Origin of the sequence: Elioraea thermophila (ex Habib et al. 2022) (assembly GCF_003336755.1) — a bacterium.
Lineage (GTDB): Bacteria > Pseudomonadota > Alphaproteobacteria > Acetobacterales > Acetobacteraceae > Elioraea > Elioraea thermophila.
On the sequence record NZ_KZ851831.1, the window covers coordinates 104,051 to 117,873 of the forward strand.

Below are 13,823 nucleotides of genomic sequence, written 5' to 3' on the forward strand. Positions count from 1 at the left end.
CCTCAGCGGCCGACGGCTGGCGTCATGCGCGGGCGGGGCGGTTCCAGGGCAGGCGGGCGAGGATGCGCGTCATCGGGCAGAAGCCGGTGAAGCCCGCCACGTTCAGCATCACGCCGACAAAGGCGACCATCAGCAGGAACCAGGGCGAGACGAACACGCCGAGGGCGAGCCAGAGGAGCACCATCAGCCCCGCGCCGATCATCGTCTGCCGGGCGAGCGAAATCGGCGGCGCCGCCCCCTGCACCACGGGCAGCCCCGCCCGCTTCCAGGCGGACAGGCCGCCCTCCAGCACGTAAGTCTCGGTGGTCGCTTCGCGCGGCAGGCGGGCGAGACAGGCCTCGGTGCGAACCCCCGAAGCGCAGGCCAGCACGATCGCCTTGCCTGGCTCCGCAGCGAGATCGCGCGCATCGAGCACCGGGGCGGGCAGCAGCCGCGCACCGGGAATGTGCTCGCGGGCGAACTCGTCGGGGTCGCGCAGGTCGAGAACGATGGCGGTGCCGTCGTCGAGCCGTTTCTTCAGCGTTGCGGGGTCGATGGGCTTGGCCATGGTGCGCGCCTTTCCTCCTCGCCGTTCCGTTACGGAAGAGAGATAGGGCGGTGCTATCTTCGGGTCAACGAAGGCATGCGCGCCGTCCCGTCGCGGCCTCCGCGCCGGCGTGCTAGCTGGTGCGCCATGAGCGATCAGCGTGACGCCACCATCCTCGTCTGCCCCGCCTGCGGCACCCTCAATCGCGTGCCGGCCGCGCGCCTGAACGAAAGGCCGGTGTGCGGGTCGTGCCGCGCGCCTCTTCTGCCGGCCGCACCGATCGAGACCGACGGCGCACGCCTCGCGCGCTTCCTCGAGAAGGATCAGCTGCCCGCCGTGCTCGATCTCTGGGCGCCGTGGTGCGGCCCCTGCCGCGCCTTCGCCCCCACCTTCGCCGAAGCCGCCGCACGTCTGCCGCAGGTGCGCTTCCTCAAGCTCGACACCGAGGCTCACGCGGAGGCGGCGGCGCGCTTCGGCGTGCGCGCCATCCCCACCCTGATCGGGTTCAGGGGCGGGCGCGAGGTGGCCCGCCTGTCCGGCGCCCTGCCGTTGCGTGACCTGCTCGCCTTCGCCGAACGCCTCGCCGCCTGAGCCTCTCGACGCGCCCGCGATCCTTTGGGAGGGTCGCGCGATCACGAAGGGAGGATAGGACCGGCATGACCGTACACGACCCGGCGCTACTGGCCGAACTCGCCAAGCTCGACACGCCGACGGTGTGCAACGCGCTGGAGGAGCTCGTCTCCCCGCGCGAGCTGATCCGTTTCACCACCCGCCCCTTCGTGCACAACGACCACCCGGACGCGATCCTGGTCGGCTACGCGCGCACCGCCGCCATCCGTGCCGAGCGCCCGCCCGCGATGGCGGCCGAGGAGCGCAACGCGCTTCGTCTGCGCTACTACGAGCACGTCGCGCAACCGACGCCCGGGCCGAACATCGCCGTCATCCAGGATCTCGATTCCGTTCCCGGAACGGGCGCCTTCTGGGGCGAGGTGCAGACGACCGTGCATAAGGCGCTCGGTGTTGCCGGCTGCATCACCAACGGCTCGATCCGCGACATCCCGATGATGGCGAAAGGCTTCCCCATCCTCGCCGGCATGCTCGCCCCGTCGCACGCCTTCGTCCATGTGGTCGCCGTGGGGGTGACGGTGAGCATCCACGGCATGGTGGTGCATGATGGCGAGCTCGTGCACGCCGACCGCCATGGCGCCGTGGTGATTCCGCACGAGGTCGCGGCACGGGTGCCGGAGGCGGCGGCGTTGTGCGCGCGGCGCGAGGCGGTGATCCTGGAGGCGGCGCGCCGGCCGGGATTCGGCATCGCCGACCTGCGCGCCGCCTTCGCCCGGATGAGCGAGATCCACTGATCGGGGCGGGGCGGACGTCCGTTCGGCCGCCGACGGTGCGACCGGGACGTCGCCGCCACGAGCGTCAGTAGGTGCCGCCGCCCGGCTTCGCCTCCGCGCCTTTCGCCGCCGCCACCGCCGCCTTCGCCGCCGCCGTGAGCAGGGCCGAGTCGCCCATGATGGTTGCGAAGCGGTAGCCGAGGCCGAACATCCGCTTCGCCCCGTCCGCACTCCCCGTGTGGATGCCGGGCACCACGCCATGCTTCGTCGCCACTTCCGCGATGCGGCGGATCTCGGCCAGAGTCCGTTCTGCGGTCGGATCGATCGCCGGCGTCTCGCCGATCGCGAGCGCGAGGTCGTTCGGGCCGACATACACCGCATCGAGCCCCGGCGTGGTCACGATCTCCTCGAGCCTCTCCAGCGCCTCCGCGGTCTCGATCATGGCGAAGGTGAGCACGGTGGCGTCGGCGTGCTTCCAGTAGTCGGCCGTGCCGGCGTACCAGGCCGCGCGCAGCGGGCCGAAACTGCGATAGCCGTTCGGCGGGTAGCGGCAGGCGCGCACGAAGCGCTCGCACTCGGCGCGCGAGCTCACCATCGGGCAGATGATGCCGTAGGCGCCGGCATCCAGCATCTTCATGATGATGCCGGGCTCGTTCCACGGCACGCGGGCGAGGGGCACGGCGGGCGTGGTGGAGATCGCCTGCAGCATCGGCACCGCGGTGTCGAAATGCACCATGCCGTGCTGCAGGTCGATGGTCAGGCTGTCCCAGCCCGCCTGCGCCATCGCCTCCGCCGCGATCGACGACGGGATGCCGAGCCAGCCGTTGACCACGGTCTTCCCTGCGGCCCAGAGCTCGCGAATCCTGTTCGGGCGCACGCCTCTCCCCTTTCGTTCCCTGCCTGACTGCCGGCGGATGCGCGACCCGCCATCGGTGGCATCTCAACCGATCGTGCTCCCTGCGCCAAGGGCGCGATCGGCGTTGCGCGCCGATGCGCAAGGCCGCTACAGTCGGCCCGGGAGACGAAAAAGATGCCGGATCACCATCGCTTCACGGCGATGAAGCGGCACGACACGAAGACTGGGGAGACGGACATGGCAGGCATGCGCACGACACGTCGGACGTTCCTCGGCTCGGTCGCCGGCGGCGCGGCGGCGAGCGCCTTGCCGCTGGTGGCGGTGCACGGCCAACCCCGCGTCACCCTGCGCTGCGGCTTCTGGGACCACTGGGTGCCGGCCGGCAATGGCGCGCTGCGCGAGCTCTGCGCCGCCTGGGGCGCGCGAGAGCGGGTCGAGGTGCAGGTGGACTTCATCACCTCGGTCGGGCGGCAGAACGAACTGACCATCGCCGCCCAGGCGCAGAGCCGATCGGGCCACGACATTCTCTCTTTCCCGACCTGGTTCCCCGCCGCCTATGCCGATCAGCTGGTGCCGGTGGATGACGTGATGGGGCGGCTCATCGCGCAATACGGGCCGGTGAACAACGCGGCGGAGTATCTCGCCAAGCGCGACGGGCGCTGGGTCGCCATCCCCGCCGTCTCCGGAACGCAGATGAAGCCGTCTCTTGGGCGGATCGATCTCCTCAAGCAACATGCCGGAATCGACGTGCGGGAGATGTGGCCGGCCGAGGACCGCGCCGGACCGGGGGCGGAGCAGTGGACGTGGGACACCTTCCTGGCCGCGGCGGAGAAGTGTCATGCCGCGGGCGTGCCGTTCGGCTTGCCGATGGGCACCACCTCCGATGCGGTGGACTGGGTGGGCGCCCTGTTCGCCTCCTTCGGCGCCTCGATGCTGGATGCGGAGGGCCGCCCCACCGTGCGCGGCAACGCCAAGCTGCGGGCGGCGGTCGAATACATGCTCCGGCTGGCCCGCTTCCTGCCGCAGGACGTCTGGGCCTGGGACGATGCTTCGAACAACCGCGCCATCCAGGCCGGCCGCTCCGCCCTCATCTTCAACCCGCCCTCGGCCTGGGCGGTGGCGCGGCGCGACAACATGCCGGGCCACGACCAGCACTGGACCTTCCCGATGCCGGCAGGGCCGGAGGGCCGCTTTGTGCCCTATCTGCCGTACTTCTGGGGGATCTGGAACTTCAGCCGCCACCAGTCGGCGGCGAAGTCGCTGCTCGAGTTCCTCTCCCAGCGCGAATCGGCCGAGAAGCAGAGCGCGACCTCGGCCGGCTACGACATCCCGCCCTTCCTCAGCATGAACGACTTCACCGTGTGGAAGACGGAGGGGCCGCCCGTCGGCGTCGTCTTCAACTACCCGCTGAAGGCGCACCACAACGCGCGCGCCTCGGTCGCCTTCGCCCCCGCCCCGCCGGAGATCGCGGTGCAGGCCTACACGCAGGGCGTGAACACCAAGCTGATCGCGCGCATCGCGCAGGCTGGCGAGACGATCGACCAGGCTCTGGCCTGGGCCGAGCGCGAGCTGCGCACCTTCGCCCGCGGCTGAGCGAGGCCGAGGCGAGGACACGGCAGGGCGCGCGGTGAGCGGGCGCGCCGGAACGGGCTGCCGGCATGGCGCCTGACGGGGTCAGCGGCACGATCGCACGCGGTGAGGCGGACGTGACGGTGCCGCGCCGACGAACGGGCTCGCTCGCCCGTCTCGCCCGCCGCCGCTCGACCATCGCCTTCCTGCTGGCGCTGCCGCTCATCCTGATCATCGCCGGCCTGGTCGCCTGGCCGGCGACGTGGGCGATCTACCTCTCCACCCTCAATCGCCGCATGACGGCTTCGGTCGGGCTCGACAACTACCTGTTCCTGATCGAGTCCGAAACCTTCCGCATGGTGGTGTGGCAATCCTGCTTCTTCGCCATCACCGCCGTGCTGCTGAAGGCGCTGATCGGCTTCTGGCTCGCCCACATGCTGCACACCATCCCCGCGCGCGGGCAGCGCAAGTGGCGCGGCATGCTGCTGATCCCTTGGGTCATCCCGCCCGCCCTCTCCACCTTGGGCTGGTGGTGGATGTTCGACCCGTCCTACTCCTCGATCAACTGGATCCTCAACGTCTTCGGCTTTCCCTCCATTCCCTGGCTCGGCACGCCGTGGTGGGCGCGCATCGCCGTCGTCACCGTCAATGTCTGGTACGGCGCGCCGTTCTTCATGATCATGTATCTCGCTGCGCTGAAATCCGTCCCCGAACAGCTCTACGAGGCGGCGGCGATCGACGGTGCGACGGGTCTGCAGAAGCTCCTCTACGTGACGCTGCCGATGATGCGGAACATCATCGCCATCACCGTCCTGTTCAGCCTGATCGTCACCTTCGCCAACTACGACATCGTGCGCGTGCTCACCAACGGCGGGCCGCGCGACACCACCCACCTGTTCGCCACCTACGCCTTCCAGGTCGGCATCCTGTCGGGGCACCTGCCGCGCGGCGCGGCCGTCTCGCTCTTCATGCTGCCGATCCTCGCGGTCGCGGCCTTCTTCATCCTGCGTGGCGTGTCGCGCCGGGCCCGCGAGATGATGTGACGGAGAGAAAGGGCATGGACGCCGCGACCTCCGCCGCCAACCGCGATTTCCCCAAGCTCTATCGCCGCGCGGGCAGCCTGTCGCGCGAACGTGCTTGGGCACTGCGCGCGGCCTATGCCTCGCTTGGCTTCGCGGCGGTGATCTTCCTCGCCCCGCCCGTCTACATGCTGATCACCTCGCTGAAGACGAACGCCGAGATGGCGGACCAGTCGCTCAGCCCCTGGTTCGTGCGCGAGCCCACCCTCGAGCACTACGCGGCGATCCTCGGCAACCCGCTGTTCCTGGGCTTCTTCCGCAATTCGATCATCGTCACGCTGATCGTCGTCGCCATCACGATGGCGGTGTCCGTGCCGGCCGCCTTCGCGCTTTCCCGCATGCGGTTCTGGGGCAGCACGACTTTGGCGACGGGCGTGTTCCTCACCTATCTCGTGCCGGACACGCTGCTGTTCATTCCCCTCTACCAGATCGTCGGCTCGCTCGGGCTCCTCAACTCGATCTGGGGCCTCGTCCTCGTCTACCCCACGCTCACCGTGCCGTTCTGCACCTGGATCATGATCGGCTACTTCGCCTCCATCCCGAAGGAGCTCGACGAGGCGGCGCTGATCGACGGCGCGTCCTGGCTGCAGATGCTGCTCCGCATCTTCGTGCCCGTCGCCCTGCCCGGCATCATCGCCGCGACCATCTTCGCCTTCACCGTCTCCTGGGCGGCCTTCGTCTATCCGACGGCCTTCATCACCAAGCCGGAGGCGATGCCGCTCACCATCGGCGTCGTCTCCCAGCTCGTCCGCGGCGACACCTTCGCCTGGGGCCAGATCATGGCCGGCGCCCTGCTCGCCGCCCTGCCCCCCGTCGTCGTCTACGTCTTCCTGTTGGACTACTACATCGCCGGGCTGACCGCCGGCGCGACCAAGGGCTGAGCCGCGGCAGGCCGGCTCGAGGGAGGAGCGATGGCGCAGGTGAGTCTCCGCCGGCTGACCAAGACCTACGACGGCGGTGTGGCGGCGGTGAAGGCGATCGATCTCGAGATTGCCGACCGGGAATTCGTCGTCCTGGTCGGCCCCTCCGGCTGCGGCAAGACCACCACCCTGCGCATGATCGCAGGGCTCGAGGAGGTGACGGCGGGCGAGATCCGCATCGGCGGCGAGGTGGTGAACGACATCCCGCCGCGCGATCGCGACATCGCCATGGTGTTCCAGAACTACGCCCTCTACCCGCACATGACGGTGTTCGAGAACATGGCCTTCGGGCTGAAACTGCGCGGCTTCCCGCGCGAGGAGATCGCGCGCCGCGTCGATCGCGCCGCCCGCATCCTGGGCCTCGGCGAGCTTCTCGATCGCAAGCCGAAGGCGCTCTCGGGGGGGCAGCGCCAGCGCGTGGCGATGGGCCGCGCCATCGTGCGCGACCCGAAGGTGTTCCTGTTCGACGAACCGCTCTCCAACCTCGACGCCCAGCTCCGCGTGCAGATGCGCACCGAGATCAAGGCGGTGCACCAGACGGTGAAGACCACCACCGTCTACGTCACGCACGACCAGGTGGAGGCGATGACGCTCGCGGATCGGGTGGTGGTGATGAATCAGGGTCGCATCGAGCAGGCTGGCCCGCCCGGCGAACTCTACGCCAACCCGGCCACGCGCTTCGTCGCCGGCTTCATCGGCAGCCCGGCGATGAACATGATCCCGGCCCGGCTCGTCCCCACCGCCGCCGCACTCGCGGTCGCGCTTGAAGGCGGGCCGACCCTTCCCGTACCGGCCGAGCGCACCGCGCGCTACGCGGCCCATGTCGGCCGCGATCTCCTGTTCGGCATCCGCCCCGAACACGTGACGGAGGCGACACGAACCGACAAGCCGAACCTCGCCCCGATCGACGTCACGCTCGACGTGGTCGAGCCGATGGGGATGGAGACGCTGGTGCATTTCCGCCTCGGGCGAACGAGCGTCTGCGCCCGCGTCGACCCCCAGGCGGCGGGCGCGCCGGGCGAGGCGATGCGCCTTGCCGTGCAGATGGATCGCATGCACCTGATCGATCCCGCAACGGATCGCGTGCTCTAGGAGGGCGGGGCGGAGAGGGAGAGCATGGGCGCACTTGCCGGACGGCGAGCCTGGGTCACCGGTGCGGGGTCGGGCATCGGGCGCGCGACCGCCGTCCTGCTCGCCGCCGAGGGGGCCCGTGTGGCGCTCACCGGTCGCCGGCGCGCTCCCCTCGAGGAGACGGCCGCGCTGATCGGCCCATCCGCCCTCGTCTTTCCCGCCGACCTCACCGACCCAGCCCAGGTCGAGGCGGCGCGCGACGCCGTGCTGGCGGCCTTCGGCGGGCTCGATCTCGTCGTCTCAAACGCCGGGGCGAATGCGCCGAACCGCTCCTGGAGCGCGATCGACGCCGCGACGGTGACGATGATCATGGAAGCCGACCTGAAGGCGCCGTTCCTGGTTGCGCGCGCCGTGCTGCCCGACCTGCGCTCCTCGCGCGGCATCATCGTGCACGTCGCCTCCTGGGCGGGCCGCTTCGTGGGGGCCCTGCCCGGTCCTGCCTACACGGCGGCCAAGCACGGCCTCGTCGCCCTCTCGCACAGCCTCAACCTCGAGGCCTGCCGCGACGGCGTGCGCAGTTGCGTCATCGAACCGGGCGAGGTCGATACGCCGATCCTCGATCGTCGGCCAATCCCGCTGCCGGCCGACGTTCGCGCACGCATGCTGAAGCCCGAAGACGTCGCGCAGGCGATCCTGTTCGTCGCCACTCGGCCACCCCATGTCTGCATCAACGAGATCCTGCTGAGCCCCACCGCCAATCGCGGCTATCTTGCCGAAGCCGAAGCGGCGGCGCAGGGTTGAAAGCGTCCGTCCTCCTCTTCCGCTCCTGCCACGCCGACGCCGCCCACCGATGCCTGTGCTCGATGCCAACTCTTTGCGCACGTTCGTCGCCGCGATCTTCGCCGCCGCCGGCTGTTCGGCGGAGGAAAGTGCGCGCATCGCCGCCTCGCTCGTCTCCGCCAACCTGACGGGGCATGACAGCCACGGCGTGGTGCGCACCCCGCGCTACGTCGCCTGGCTGCGCGAGGGCCTCGTTCGCGCCGACGTCGAGCCGCGCATCGAGCGGGCAACGTCCATCACGGCGGTGGTCGACGGCCTGTACGGCTTCGGCCAGACCGTCGCTCCATTCGCCGTCCGCCTCGGCGTGGAGAAGGCGCTCGCCTCCGGCCTCGCCGCCATCGCACTGAAGAATGCCGGCCACATCGGTCGCGTCGGCGAATGGGCGGAGCTGGCGGCGGAGCGAGGGGTGATATCGATCCACTTCGTCAACGTGCAGGGCTCGCTGCTCGTCGCCCCCTTCGGCGGGGTCGATCGTCGTCTCTCCACCGCGCCCTTCTGCATCGGCGTGCCGATCGCGGGCGGCGAGCCGATCATCCTCGATTTCGCCACCTCGCTGGTCGCCGAAGGCAAGGTGCTGGTCGCCTCGCGCGGCGGCCCGCCCATCCCGCCCGATGCGCTGATCCTGCCCGACGGTCGGCTGACCGGCGATCCCGCCGCGCTCTATGGCGACCTTTCGCGCGCAGAACGGAACCCGGAGGCCGGCGAAGGCGCGATCCGCGCCTTCGGCCTGCACAAGGGCTCCGGGCTTGCCGTGCTGTGCGAGATCCTCGCCGGCGCGCTCACCGGCAACGGCACCGCCGGCCCGCGCGAGGGCGCGCGGTCGCGCATCACCAACGGCATGCTGTCCTTCTACCTGCGCCCCGACGTGATCGACGACCCGGAAGCCTTCGCGCGGCGGGCGAGGCGTTTCCTCGCCTTCTGCCGCTCTTCCCGCCCCGACCGGCCAGGCGGGGCGGTGCTGATGCCGGGAGAGCCCGAGCGCCGCAAGCGCGAGGCGCGCGAACGCGCCGGCATCGAGCTGCCGCGGGAGGTCTGGGACTCGCTCCTCGCCACCGCCCGCTCGGTCGGGCTTGCCCCGGATCGCATCCCCACCGCGCGCTGAGCCACGCCATGCCGCAACCGTCCGACCTCGCCATCGCCCGCGCCACGGCGCTGCGCCCGATCGCCGACGTCGCCGCCGAACTCGGCCTCGGGGCCGAAACGATCCTGCCCTACGGGCGGCACAAGGCGAAGATCCCGCTCGATGCCGTTCCGCAACGGACGGAGCGCGGGCGCCTCGTCCTCGTCACCGGCATCAACCCCACGCCGGCGGGCGAAGGCAAGACGACGACCACCATCGGGCTCGCGGATGCGCTGCGGCGGATCGGCGTGCGCGCCGTGGCCTGCCTGCGCGAACCCTCGCTCGGCCCCTGCTTCGGGGTGAAGGGCGGGGCGACGGGCGGCGGCTACGCCCAGGTGGCGCCGATGGAGGACATCAACCTCCATTTCACCGGCGACATCCACGCCGTCACGGCCGCGAACAACCTGCTCGCCTCCCTGATCGACAACCACCTCCATCACGGCAATGCCCTCGGCATCGACCCGCGCCGAATCGCCTGGCGACGCTGCCTCGACCTGAACGACCGCGCGCTGCGCGACATCGTGGTCGGGCTCGGCGGGCCGCCGAACGGGCCGGTGCGCGAGGACGGGTTCGACATCACCGCCGCCTCCGAGGTGATGGCGGTGCTCTGCCTCGCCTCCGACCTCGCCGACCTGCGGGCGCGCCTCGCGCGCATCATCGTGGCGCAGCGGCGCGACGGCAGCCCCGTCACCGCCGCCGACCTGAAGGCCGACGGTGCCATGGCCACCCTGCTGCGCGATGCGCTGATGCCGAACCTGGTGCAGACGCTGGAGGGCACGCCGGCCTTCATCCATGGCGGGCCGTTCGCCAACATCGCGCATGGCTGCAACTCGCTGATCGCCACCCGCCTCGCCCTCGCGCTCGCCGACGTGGTGGTGACGGAAGCGGGCTTCGGGGCCGATCTCGGGGCGGAGAAGTTCCTCGACATCAAGTGCCGCATCGGCGGCCTCGCGCCGGGCTGCGCCGTCGTCGTCGCCACCGTGCGCGCGCTAAAGATGCACGCCGGCCTCGCCAAGGCGGAGCTCGGCCGCGAGGATGTGGCGGCGGTGGCGCGCGGGGCCGCGAACCTGCTGCGCCATGTCGCCAACCTGCAGGGTTTCGGCCTGCCCGTGCTGGTCGCGCTCAACCGGTTCGACACCGACACGGAAGCCGAGATCGGGGCGGTGCGCGAGGCGGTGGCCGCGGTGGGTGCGGACGCCATCCTCTGCACGCACTGGGCGGAGGGCGGCGAGGGGGCGGTGGGGCTCGCGCGGGCGGTGCTGGCGCGGCTCGATGCCGGCACGGCGCACCTTGCCTTGCTTTACCCGGACGAGATGCCGCTGGCGGAGAAGATCGTCACGGTGGCAACACGAATCTACCACGCCGGCGAGGTGACGTTCTCCGACCTCGCCGCACGGCGCCTCGCCGCCTTCGAGGCGGCGGGGTTTGGCCGCCTGCCGGTGTGCATCGCCAAGACGCAGTACAGTTTCTCGGCCGACCCGCGGCTGCTCGGCGCGCCGGAGGGACACACCTTTCCGGTGCGCGACGTCCGCCTCTCCGCCGGTGCTGGGTTCGTGGTGGCGCTGGCCGGCGACATCATGACCATGCCTGGCCTGCCGCGCGTGCCGGCGGCGGAAGCGATCGGCCTCGACGAGACGGGGGCGATCGAGGGGCTGTTCTGAGCCCGGCGCCGAGCCTCAGGCGCGCAGGTTCAGCCGCGCGCCGAGCAGCGCGCCGAGCCCCGCCGTCGCATCCCCCCCGCCACCGAGCAGCGCAAGGCGCGGGTCGGCGGGCGGAGCGGAGCCTTGCTCGTTCAGCATCAGGTAGCGGTTGACGAAACGATCGACCCAGCGCGGGTCCTTGAAGTTCGCAGGATCGAGCCGCTTCTCGAGAATCGCGCGCTGCTGTTCGAACTCCAGCATGCCGAATTTCGCCGGCAAGCCCAGCGCGGTGCGGGCGACCGCGGTCAGCACCCGGTCGCCCATCAGCTGCACCACGCTCTCCACCCCGCCGATCATGCGCCGGAAGTAGAGCGCCTCGCGCAGCCCCGGGTTGGCTTCGCCGTTCGCCTTCTCGAAGCGGTTGGTGAGGGTCAGGCGAACGATGCGATCCACCAGAGCCGGGTCGGCGAGCGGGGGGCCGTCGCGGCCGGCGAAGGCGCGGTTGATCTGGCGATAGCGCGGGTCGACCATGCGGTTGGCGAAGCTGCGCAGATCCGCCGGGTCTTCCGTCAGCAGGCGGCGGATGACGGCGCGTTTGTCCACCTCGCTTTCCAGCTGGAACGCTTCCAGCACGAAGGTGAGGGTGCGCCGGTCGCGCAACAATTCCTCGATCGAGCCGATTTCGGCGGCACGGGCGCGGAAGCGTTCGACGTCGCGGGCGACGTCGCGGCGCGCCTCGAACCGTGCCTGCAGCGCCTCGCCCTGGCGCTGCAGCAGGCTCCAGGCGGCGGGCGCGCCGATGCCGGGCAGCATGTCAGGCGACGGCGGCGACGAAAGCCGGCCCCGGCGCGGGCGGGCTGGCGGCGGCCGCGGGCGCCGTGGCTTCCGCCGGGCGGGTGGTGAGCGCCTCGATCAGGTCGCGATGGATGGCCATCAGCGGCTCGAGCGAGCCCTGGTCCGACATGCGCGCCACCGCCTCGCGCTGCGCCCACAGGCCGAGCGAGATGAGCCTCGCCTTGAGATCGGGCGGCAGGGCGTTGGCGGGGTCGGCAAGGTCGGTGAGCAGGATGGACCACAGCCGGTGCGCGAGGTGCAGGGCGGCGGCGCGGGAGGCGGTGTCGGTCGCGGCGGCGAGCTGGGCGTTGACGTGGCGAAAGGCGCGCGCCTCGCGTTCGCGCGGGGTTTCGCTGGCGGCGGCCTGGGCGGCGTAGCGTGCGGCGGACATGGGGCGTGCGGCGGCTCAGGGCGAAGGGGTGGGGGCAGCGGCCATCCCCGCCGCCCCCGAGGTGAGGCGATCAGCGGAACAGGCCGAGCAGGGCCTGGTTCTGCTGGTTGGCGATGGAGAGCGACTGGATGGCGAGCTGCTGCTTGGTCTGCAGCGAGGTCAGCCGCGCACTCTCCTCCGCCAGGTCGGCGTCCACCAGAGCGCCAAGGCCTTCGCGCACCGAGTCCGTCAACTGCTTCGTGAAGTCCTGTAGCCCCTCCACTTGGCGCAACGCAGCACCGAGAGTAGCGAGGCGCTGCCCCATGGTGTTGATGGCACCCTGCACCACGTCGATGGCGTTGTCGTCTGGCACCGCGGTTGCGCCGGTTACGGTCGTACTCAGGCTACCCGCAGTGATGTTGGCCCGGATCACGAGCTCGCCCTGGGTATTGATGAAGGCGTTGATGCCGGCCTCCTGCATGCGCTGGGCGAGATTGGCGATGCGTGTGAGCGGGCTGTCAGCGCTATCGAATTGAACGTCGAATACTCGCGTGGTGGCGTTCGGGGTCGCAGTCACCGCAGAAGTGCCATCCGAAAACTCGAAGATGTACGTCGTGCCGTCGATCTCGAATTCCACCTGCTCACCGTTGCCGGGGTTCAATGAAGAGTCAAACGTCAACCGGCCGCCACCGGACTGGTCCGCCGTCAGCCCAGCGATCCCAAGCCCAGCGGCCGAGCTGTTGGTGCCGGTGATATCAACCGTGTTGCCGAGGATGTCGCGAATGATGTTGAGGTTGGTGTCATTCACGCCTGCAAGACCGAGCCCCGCGGCGAGGAGGTTGACCCCATTGAAGGTCGCTCCCTGGACGTAAGCGTCAATGTTGTTCAGCGCGTTGGTGATCTGTTCATTGATCTGGTTGATGTCCAGCCCCTGCTGCTGACCCTGGACGATGGTCTGCTTCAGTCGGCCGAGCTCATCGGAGATCTTGGTCGCGGCATCGCGTGCCACGGTTAGGGTCGCCTTGCCGAACGCGAGGCTGTCGCGCACCGCACTCAGCGCGTTGAGGTCGGCACGCATGCTCTGCGCGATCGAGAACACGGCTGGGTCGTCGTTCGCCTTGTTGATGCGCAGGCCCGACTCCACCGCGGCCTGGGTCTTCGCCATCTGGTTGCTGATCAGCGACAGCGAGCGGATCGCTGCCATCGCGGTGACGTTGGTGTTGATCGAGGACATCGTCCCTCTCTCCTCTCTCGCCCCCGGCGGGGCCTTCACGGTTCCGTTCCGCCGCCCGCGCGCCCCACGCCATCGCAGAACGGGCGGCGGCCGGCTGAAGGGCGAATGGCAACCGCCGTGCCAGGCCGTGACGGAAGCGAGACAACCCTGAACGGAAGGTTAACGCTTCGGAATCAAGCACTTGGCCCAAACGCACACCACGCGGCAGCATGTGCCGAGCGAGGGGTCGAAACAGCCCGGCAAAACCCGCCCAGCCCACACCCGCGCACCCGGCAAAACCTGCCGCCCGGCAAACCCGTCACGCCTCCGTGGGGGCCGAGGCGCACGTGCGCGGTTGACCGCGACCACCGCCCTTTGCCATACGCCCCGCGTGCCGACGGCTGCCGGCACACCCAACACGGCGATCGGAGACCACGATGGACGA

The 13,823-nt window shown here is 70.3% G+C and carries 14 protein-coding genes; 9 read left to right on the forward strand and 5 right to left on the reverse strand.

Features of this window, described 5'->3' with window-relative positions; translation table 11 throughout:
* Positions 1-22 precede the first annotated feature (22 nt).
* Complete coding sequence (locus DWB05_RS00465) at positions 23-547, reverse strand: rhodanese-like domain-containing protein (protein ID WP_114373842.1); 525 nt, start codon at positions 545-547, stop codon at positions 23-25.
* A 126-nt stretch (positions 548-673) separates the two neighbouring features.
* On the opposite strand from DWB05_RS00465, the gene trxC reads away from it, so the two are divergent.
* The gene (gene trxC / locus DWB05_RS00470) at positions 674-1,117 is read left to right on the forward strand and encodes a thioredoxin TrxC (RefSeq protein ID WP_114373845.1); all 444 of its coding nucleotides are present in this window, start codon (positions 674-676) and stop codon (positions 1,115-1,117) included.
* Between the two features lie 65 nt (positions 1,118-1,182).
* Positions 1,183-1,887: an RraA family protein gene (locus DWB05_RS00475; RefSeq protein ID WP_114373848.1), complete on the forward strand. Its 705-nt coding sequence runs from the start codon at positions 1,183-1,185 to the stop codon at positions 1,885-1,887.
* Positions 1,888-1,951: 64 nt separating this feature from the next.
* On the opposite strand, the gene DWB05_RS00480 is transcribed toward DWB05_RS00475, so the two are convergent.
* Positions 1,952-2,743 carry an HpcH/HpaI aldolase family protein gene (locus tag DWB05_RS00480; protein ID WP_114373851.1) on the reverse strand — a complete coding sequence of 264 codons (792 nt, stop codon included), beginning with the start codon at positions 2,741-2,743 and terminating at the stop codon, positions 1,952-1,954.
* Between the two features lie 225 nt (positions 2,744-2,968).
* Here DWB05_RS00480 and DWB05_RS00485 point away from each other — a divergent pair, with 225 nt between their 5' ends.
* The 7 genes from DWB05_RS00485 to DWB05_RS00515 all read left to right on the forward strand — a co-directional run bounded on the left by DWB05_RS00485 (position 2,969) and on the right by DWB05_RS00515 (position 10,982).
* Positions 2,969-4,315 (forward strand): ABC transporter substrate-binding protein, encoded by a 1,347-nt coding sequence (locus tag DWB05_RS00485; RefSeq protein ID WP_232818332.1) that lies wholly within the window; start codon positions 2,969-2,971, stop codon positions 4,313-4,315.
* A 65-nt stretch (positions 4,316-4,380) separates the two neighbouring features.
* Positions 4,381-5,334, forward strand: a complete 954-nt coding sequence (locus tag DWB05_RS00490) for a carbohydrate ABC transporter permease (protein ID WP_114373854.1) — start codon at positions 4,381-4,383, stop codon at positions 5,332-5,334.
* Between the two features lie 14 nt (positions 5,335-5,348).
* Positions 5,349-6,251: a carbohydrate ABC transporter permease gene (locus DWB05_RS00495; RefSeq protein WP_114373858.1), complete on the forward strand. Its 903-nt coding sequence runs from the start codon at positions 5,349-5,351 to the stop codon at positions 6,249-6,251.
* A gap of 30 nt (positions 6,252-6,281) precedes the next feature.
* Positions 6,282-7,382, forward strand: a complete 1,101-nt coding sequence (locus DWB05_RS00500) for an ABC transporter ATP-binding protein (protein ID WP_114373861.1) — start codon at positions 6,282-6,284, stop codon at positions 7,380-7,382.
* Positions 7,383-7,406: 24 nt separating this feature from the next.
* Entirely contained in the window at positions 7,407-8,162 is a 756-nt protein-coding gene (locus tag DWB05_RS00505) for an SDR family oxidoreductase (protein WP_114373864.1), read from the forward strand.
* Positions 8,163-8,211: 49 nt separating this feature from the next.
* Entirely contained in the window at positions 8,212-9,303 is a 1,092-nt protein-coding gene (locus tag DWB05_RS00510) for a malate/lactate/ureidoglycolate dehydrogenase (RefSeq protein WP_114373867.1), read from the forward strand.
* Between the two features lie 8 nt (positions 9,304-9,311).
* The gene (locus DWB05_RS00515) at positions 9,312-10,982 is read left to right on the forward strand and encodes a formate--tetrahydrofolate ligase (protein ID WP_114373872.1); all 1,671 of its coding nucleotides are present in this window, start codon (positions 9,312-9,314) and stop codon (positions 10,980-10,982) included.
* 15 nt (positions 10,983-10,997) lie between these two features.
* Here DWB05_RS00515 and DWB05_RS00520 read toward each other — a convergent pair whose 3' ends face one another.
* The 3 genes from DWB05_RS00520 to DWB05_RS00530 all read right to left on the reverse strand — a co-directional run bounded on the left by DWB05_RS00520 (position 10,998) and on the right by DWB05_RS00530 (position 13,399).
* Positions 10,998-11,774 (reverse strand): DUF1217 domain-containing protein, encoded by a 777-nt coding sequence (locus DWB05_RS00520; protein ID WP_114373876.1) that lies wholly within the window; start codon positions 11,772-11,774, stop codon positions 10,998-11,000.
* A gap of 1 nt (position 11,775) precedes the next feature.
* Positions 11,776-12,186, reverse strand: coding sequence for a flagellar biosynthesis regulator FlaF (locus DWB05_RS00525; protein WP_114373879.1), 411 nt, complete (start codon positions 12,184-12,186; stop codon positions 11,776-11,778).
* A 70-nt stretch (positions 12,187-12,256) separates the two neighbouring features.
* Complete coding sequence (locus DWB05_RS00530) at positions 12,257-13,399, reverse strand: flagellin N-terminal helical domain-containing protein (protein ID WP_114373882.1); 1,143 nt, start codon at positions 13,397-13,399, stop codon at positions 12,257-12,259.
* Positions 13,400-13,823: the final 424 nt, after the last annotated feature.

Bases quoted from the DNA above. Each gene is read 5' to 3' on its own strand.
- DWB05_RS00485 (WP_232818332.1), top strand. From the start codon at position 2,969: ATGCGCACGACACGTCGGACGTTCCTCGGCTCGGTCGCCGGCGGCGCG.
- DWB05_RS00525 (WP_114373879.1), bottom strand. From the start codon at position 12,186: ATGTCCGCCGCACGCTACGCCGCCCAGGCCGCCGCCAGCGAAACCCCG.
- trxC (WP_114373845.1), top strand. From the start codon at position 674: ATGAGCGATCAGCGTGACGCCACCATCCTCGTCTGCCCCGCCTGCGGC.
- DWB05_RS00530 (WP_114373882.1), bottom strand. From the start codon at position 13,399: ATGTCCTCGATCAACACCAACGTCACCGCGATGGCAGCGATCCGCTCG.
- DWB05_RS00515 (WP_114373872.1), top strand. From the start codon at position 9,312: ATGCCGCAACCGTCCGACCTCGCCATCGCCCGCGCCACGGCGCTGCGC.
- DWB05_RS00510 (WP_114373867.1), top strand. From the start codon at position 8,212: ATGCCTGTGCTCGATGCCAACTCTTTGCGCACGTTCGTCGCCGCGATC.
- DWB05_RS00490 (WP_114373854.1), top strand. From the start codon at position 4,381: ATGGCGCCTGACGGGGTCAGCGGCACGATCGCACGCGGTGAGGCGGAC.
- DWB05_RS00500 (WP_114373861.1), top strand. From the start codon at position 6,282: ATGGCGCAGGTGAGTCTCCGCCGGCTGACCAAGACCTACGACGGCGGT.
- DWB05_RS00520 (WP_114373876.1), bottom strand. From the start codon at position 11,774: ATGCTGCCCGGCATCGGCGCGCCCGCCGCCTGGAGCCTGCTGCAGCGC.
- DWB05_RS00465 (WP_114373842.1), bottom strand. From the start codon at position 547: ATGGCCAAGCCCATCGACCCCGCAACGCTGAAGAAACGGCTCGACGAC.
- DWB05_RS00475 (WP_114373848.1), top strand. From the start codon at position 1,183: ATGACCGTACACGACCCGGCGCTACTGGCCGAACTCGCCAAGCTCGAC.
- DWB05_RS00495 (WP_114373858.1), top strand. From the start codon at position 5,349: ATGGACGCCGCGACCTCCGCCGCCAACCGCGATTTCCCCAAGCTCTAT.
- DWB05_RS00505 (WP_114373864.1), top strand. From the start codon at position 7,407: ATGGGCGCACTTGCCGGACGGCGAGCCTGGGTCACCGGTGCGGGGTCG.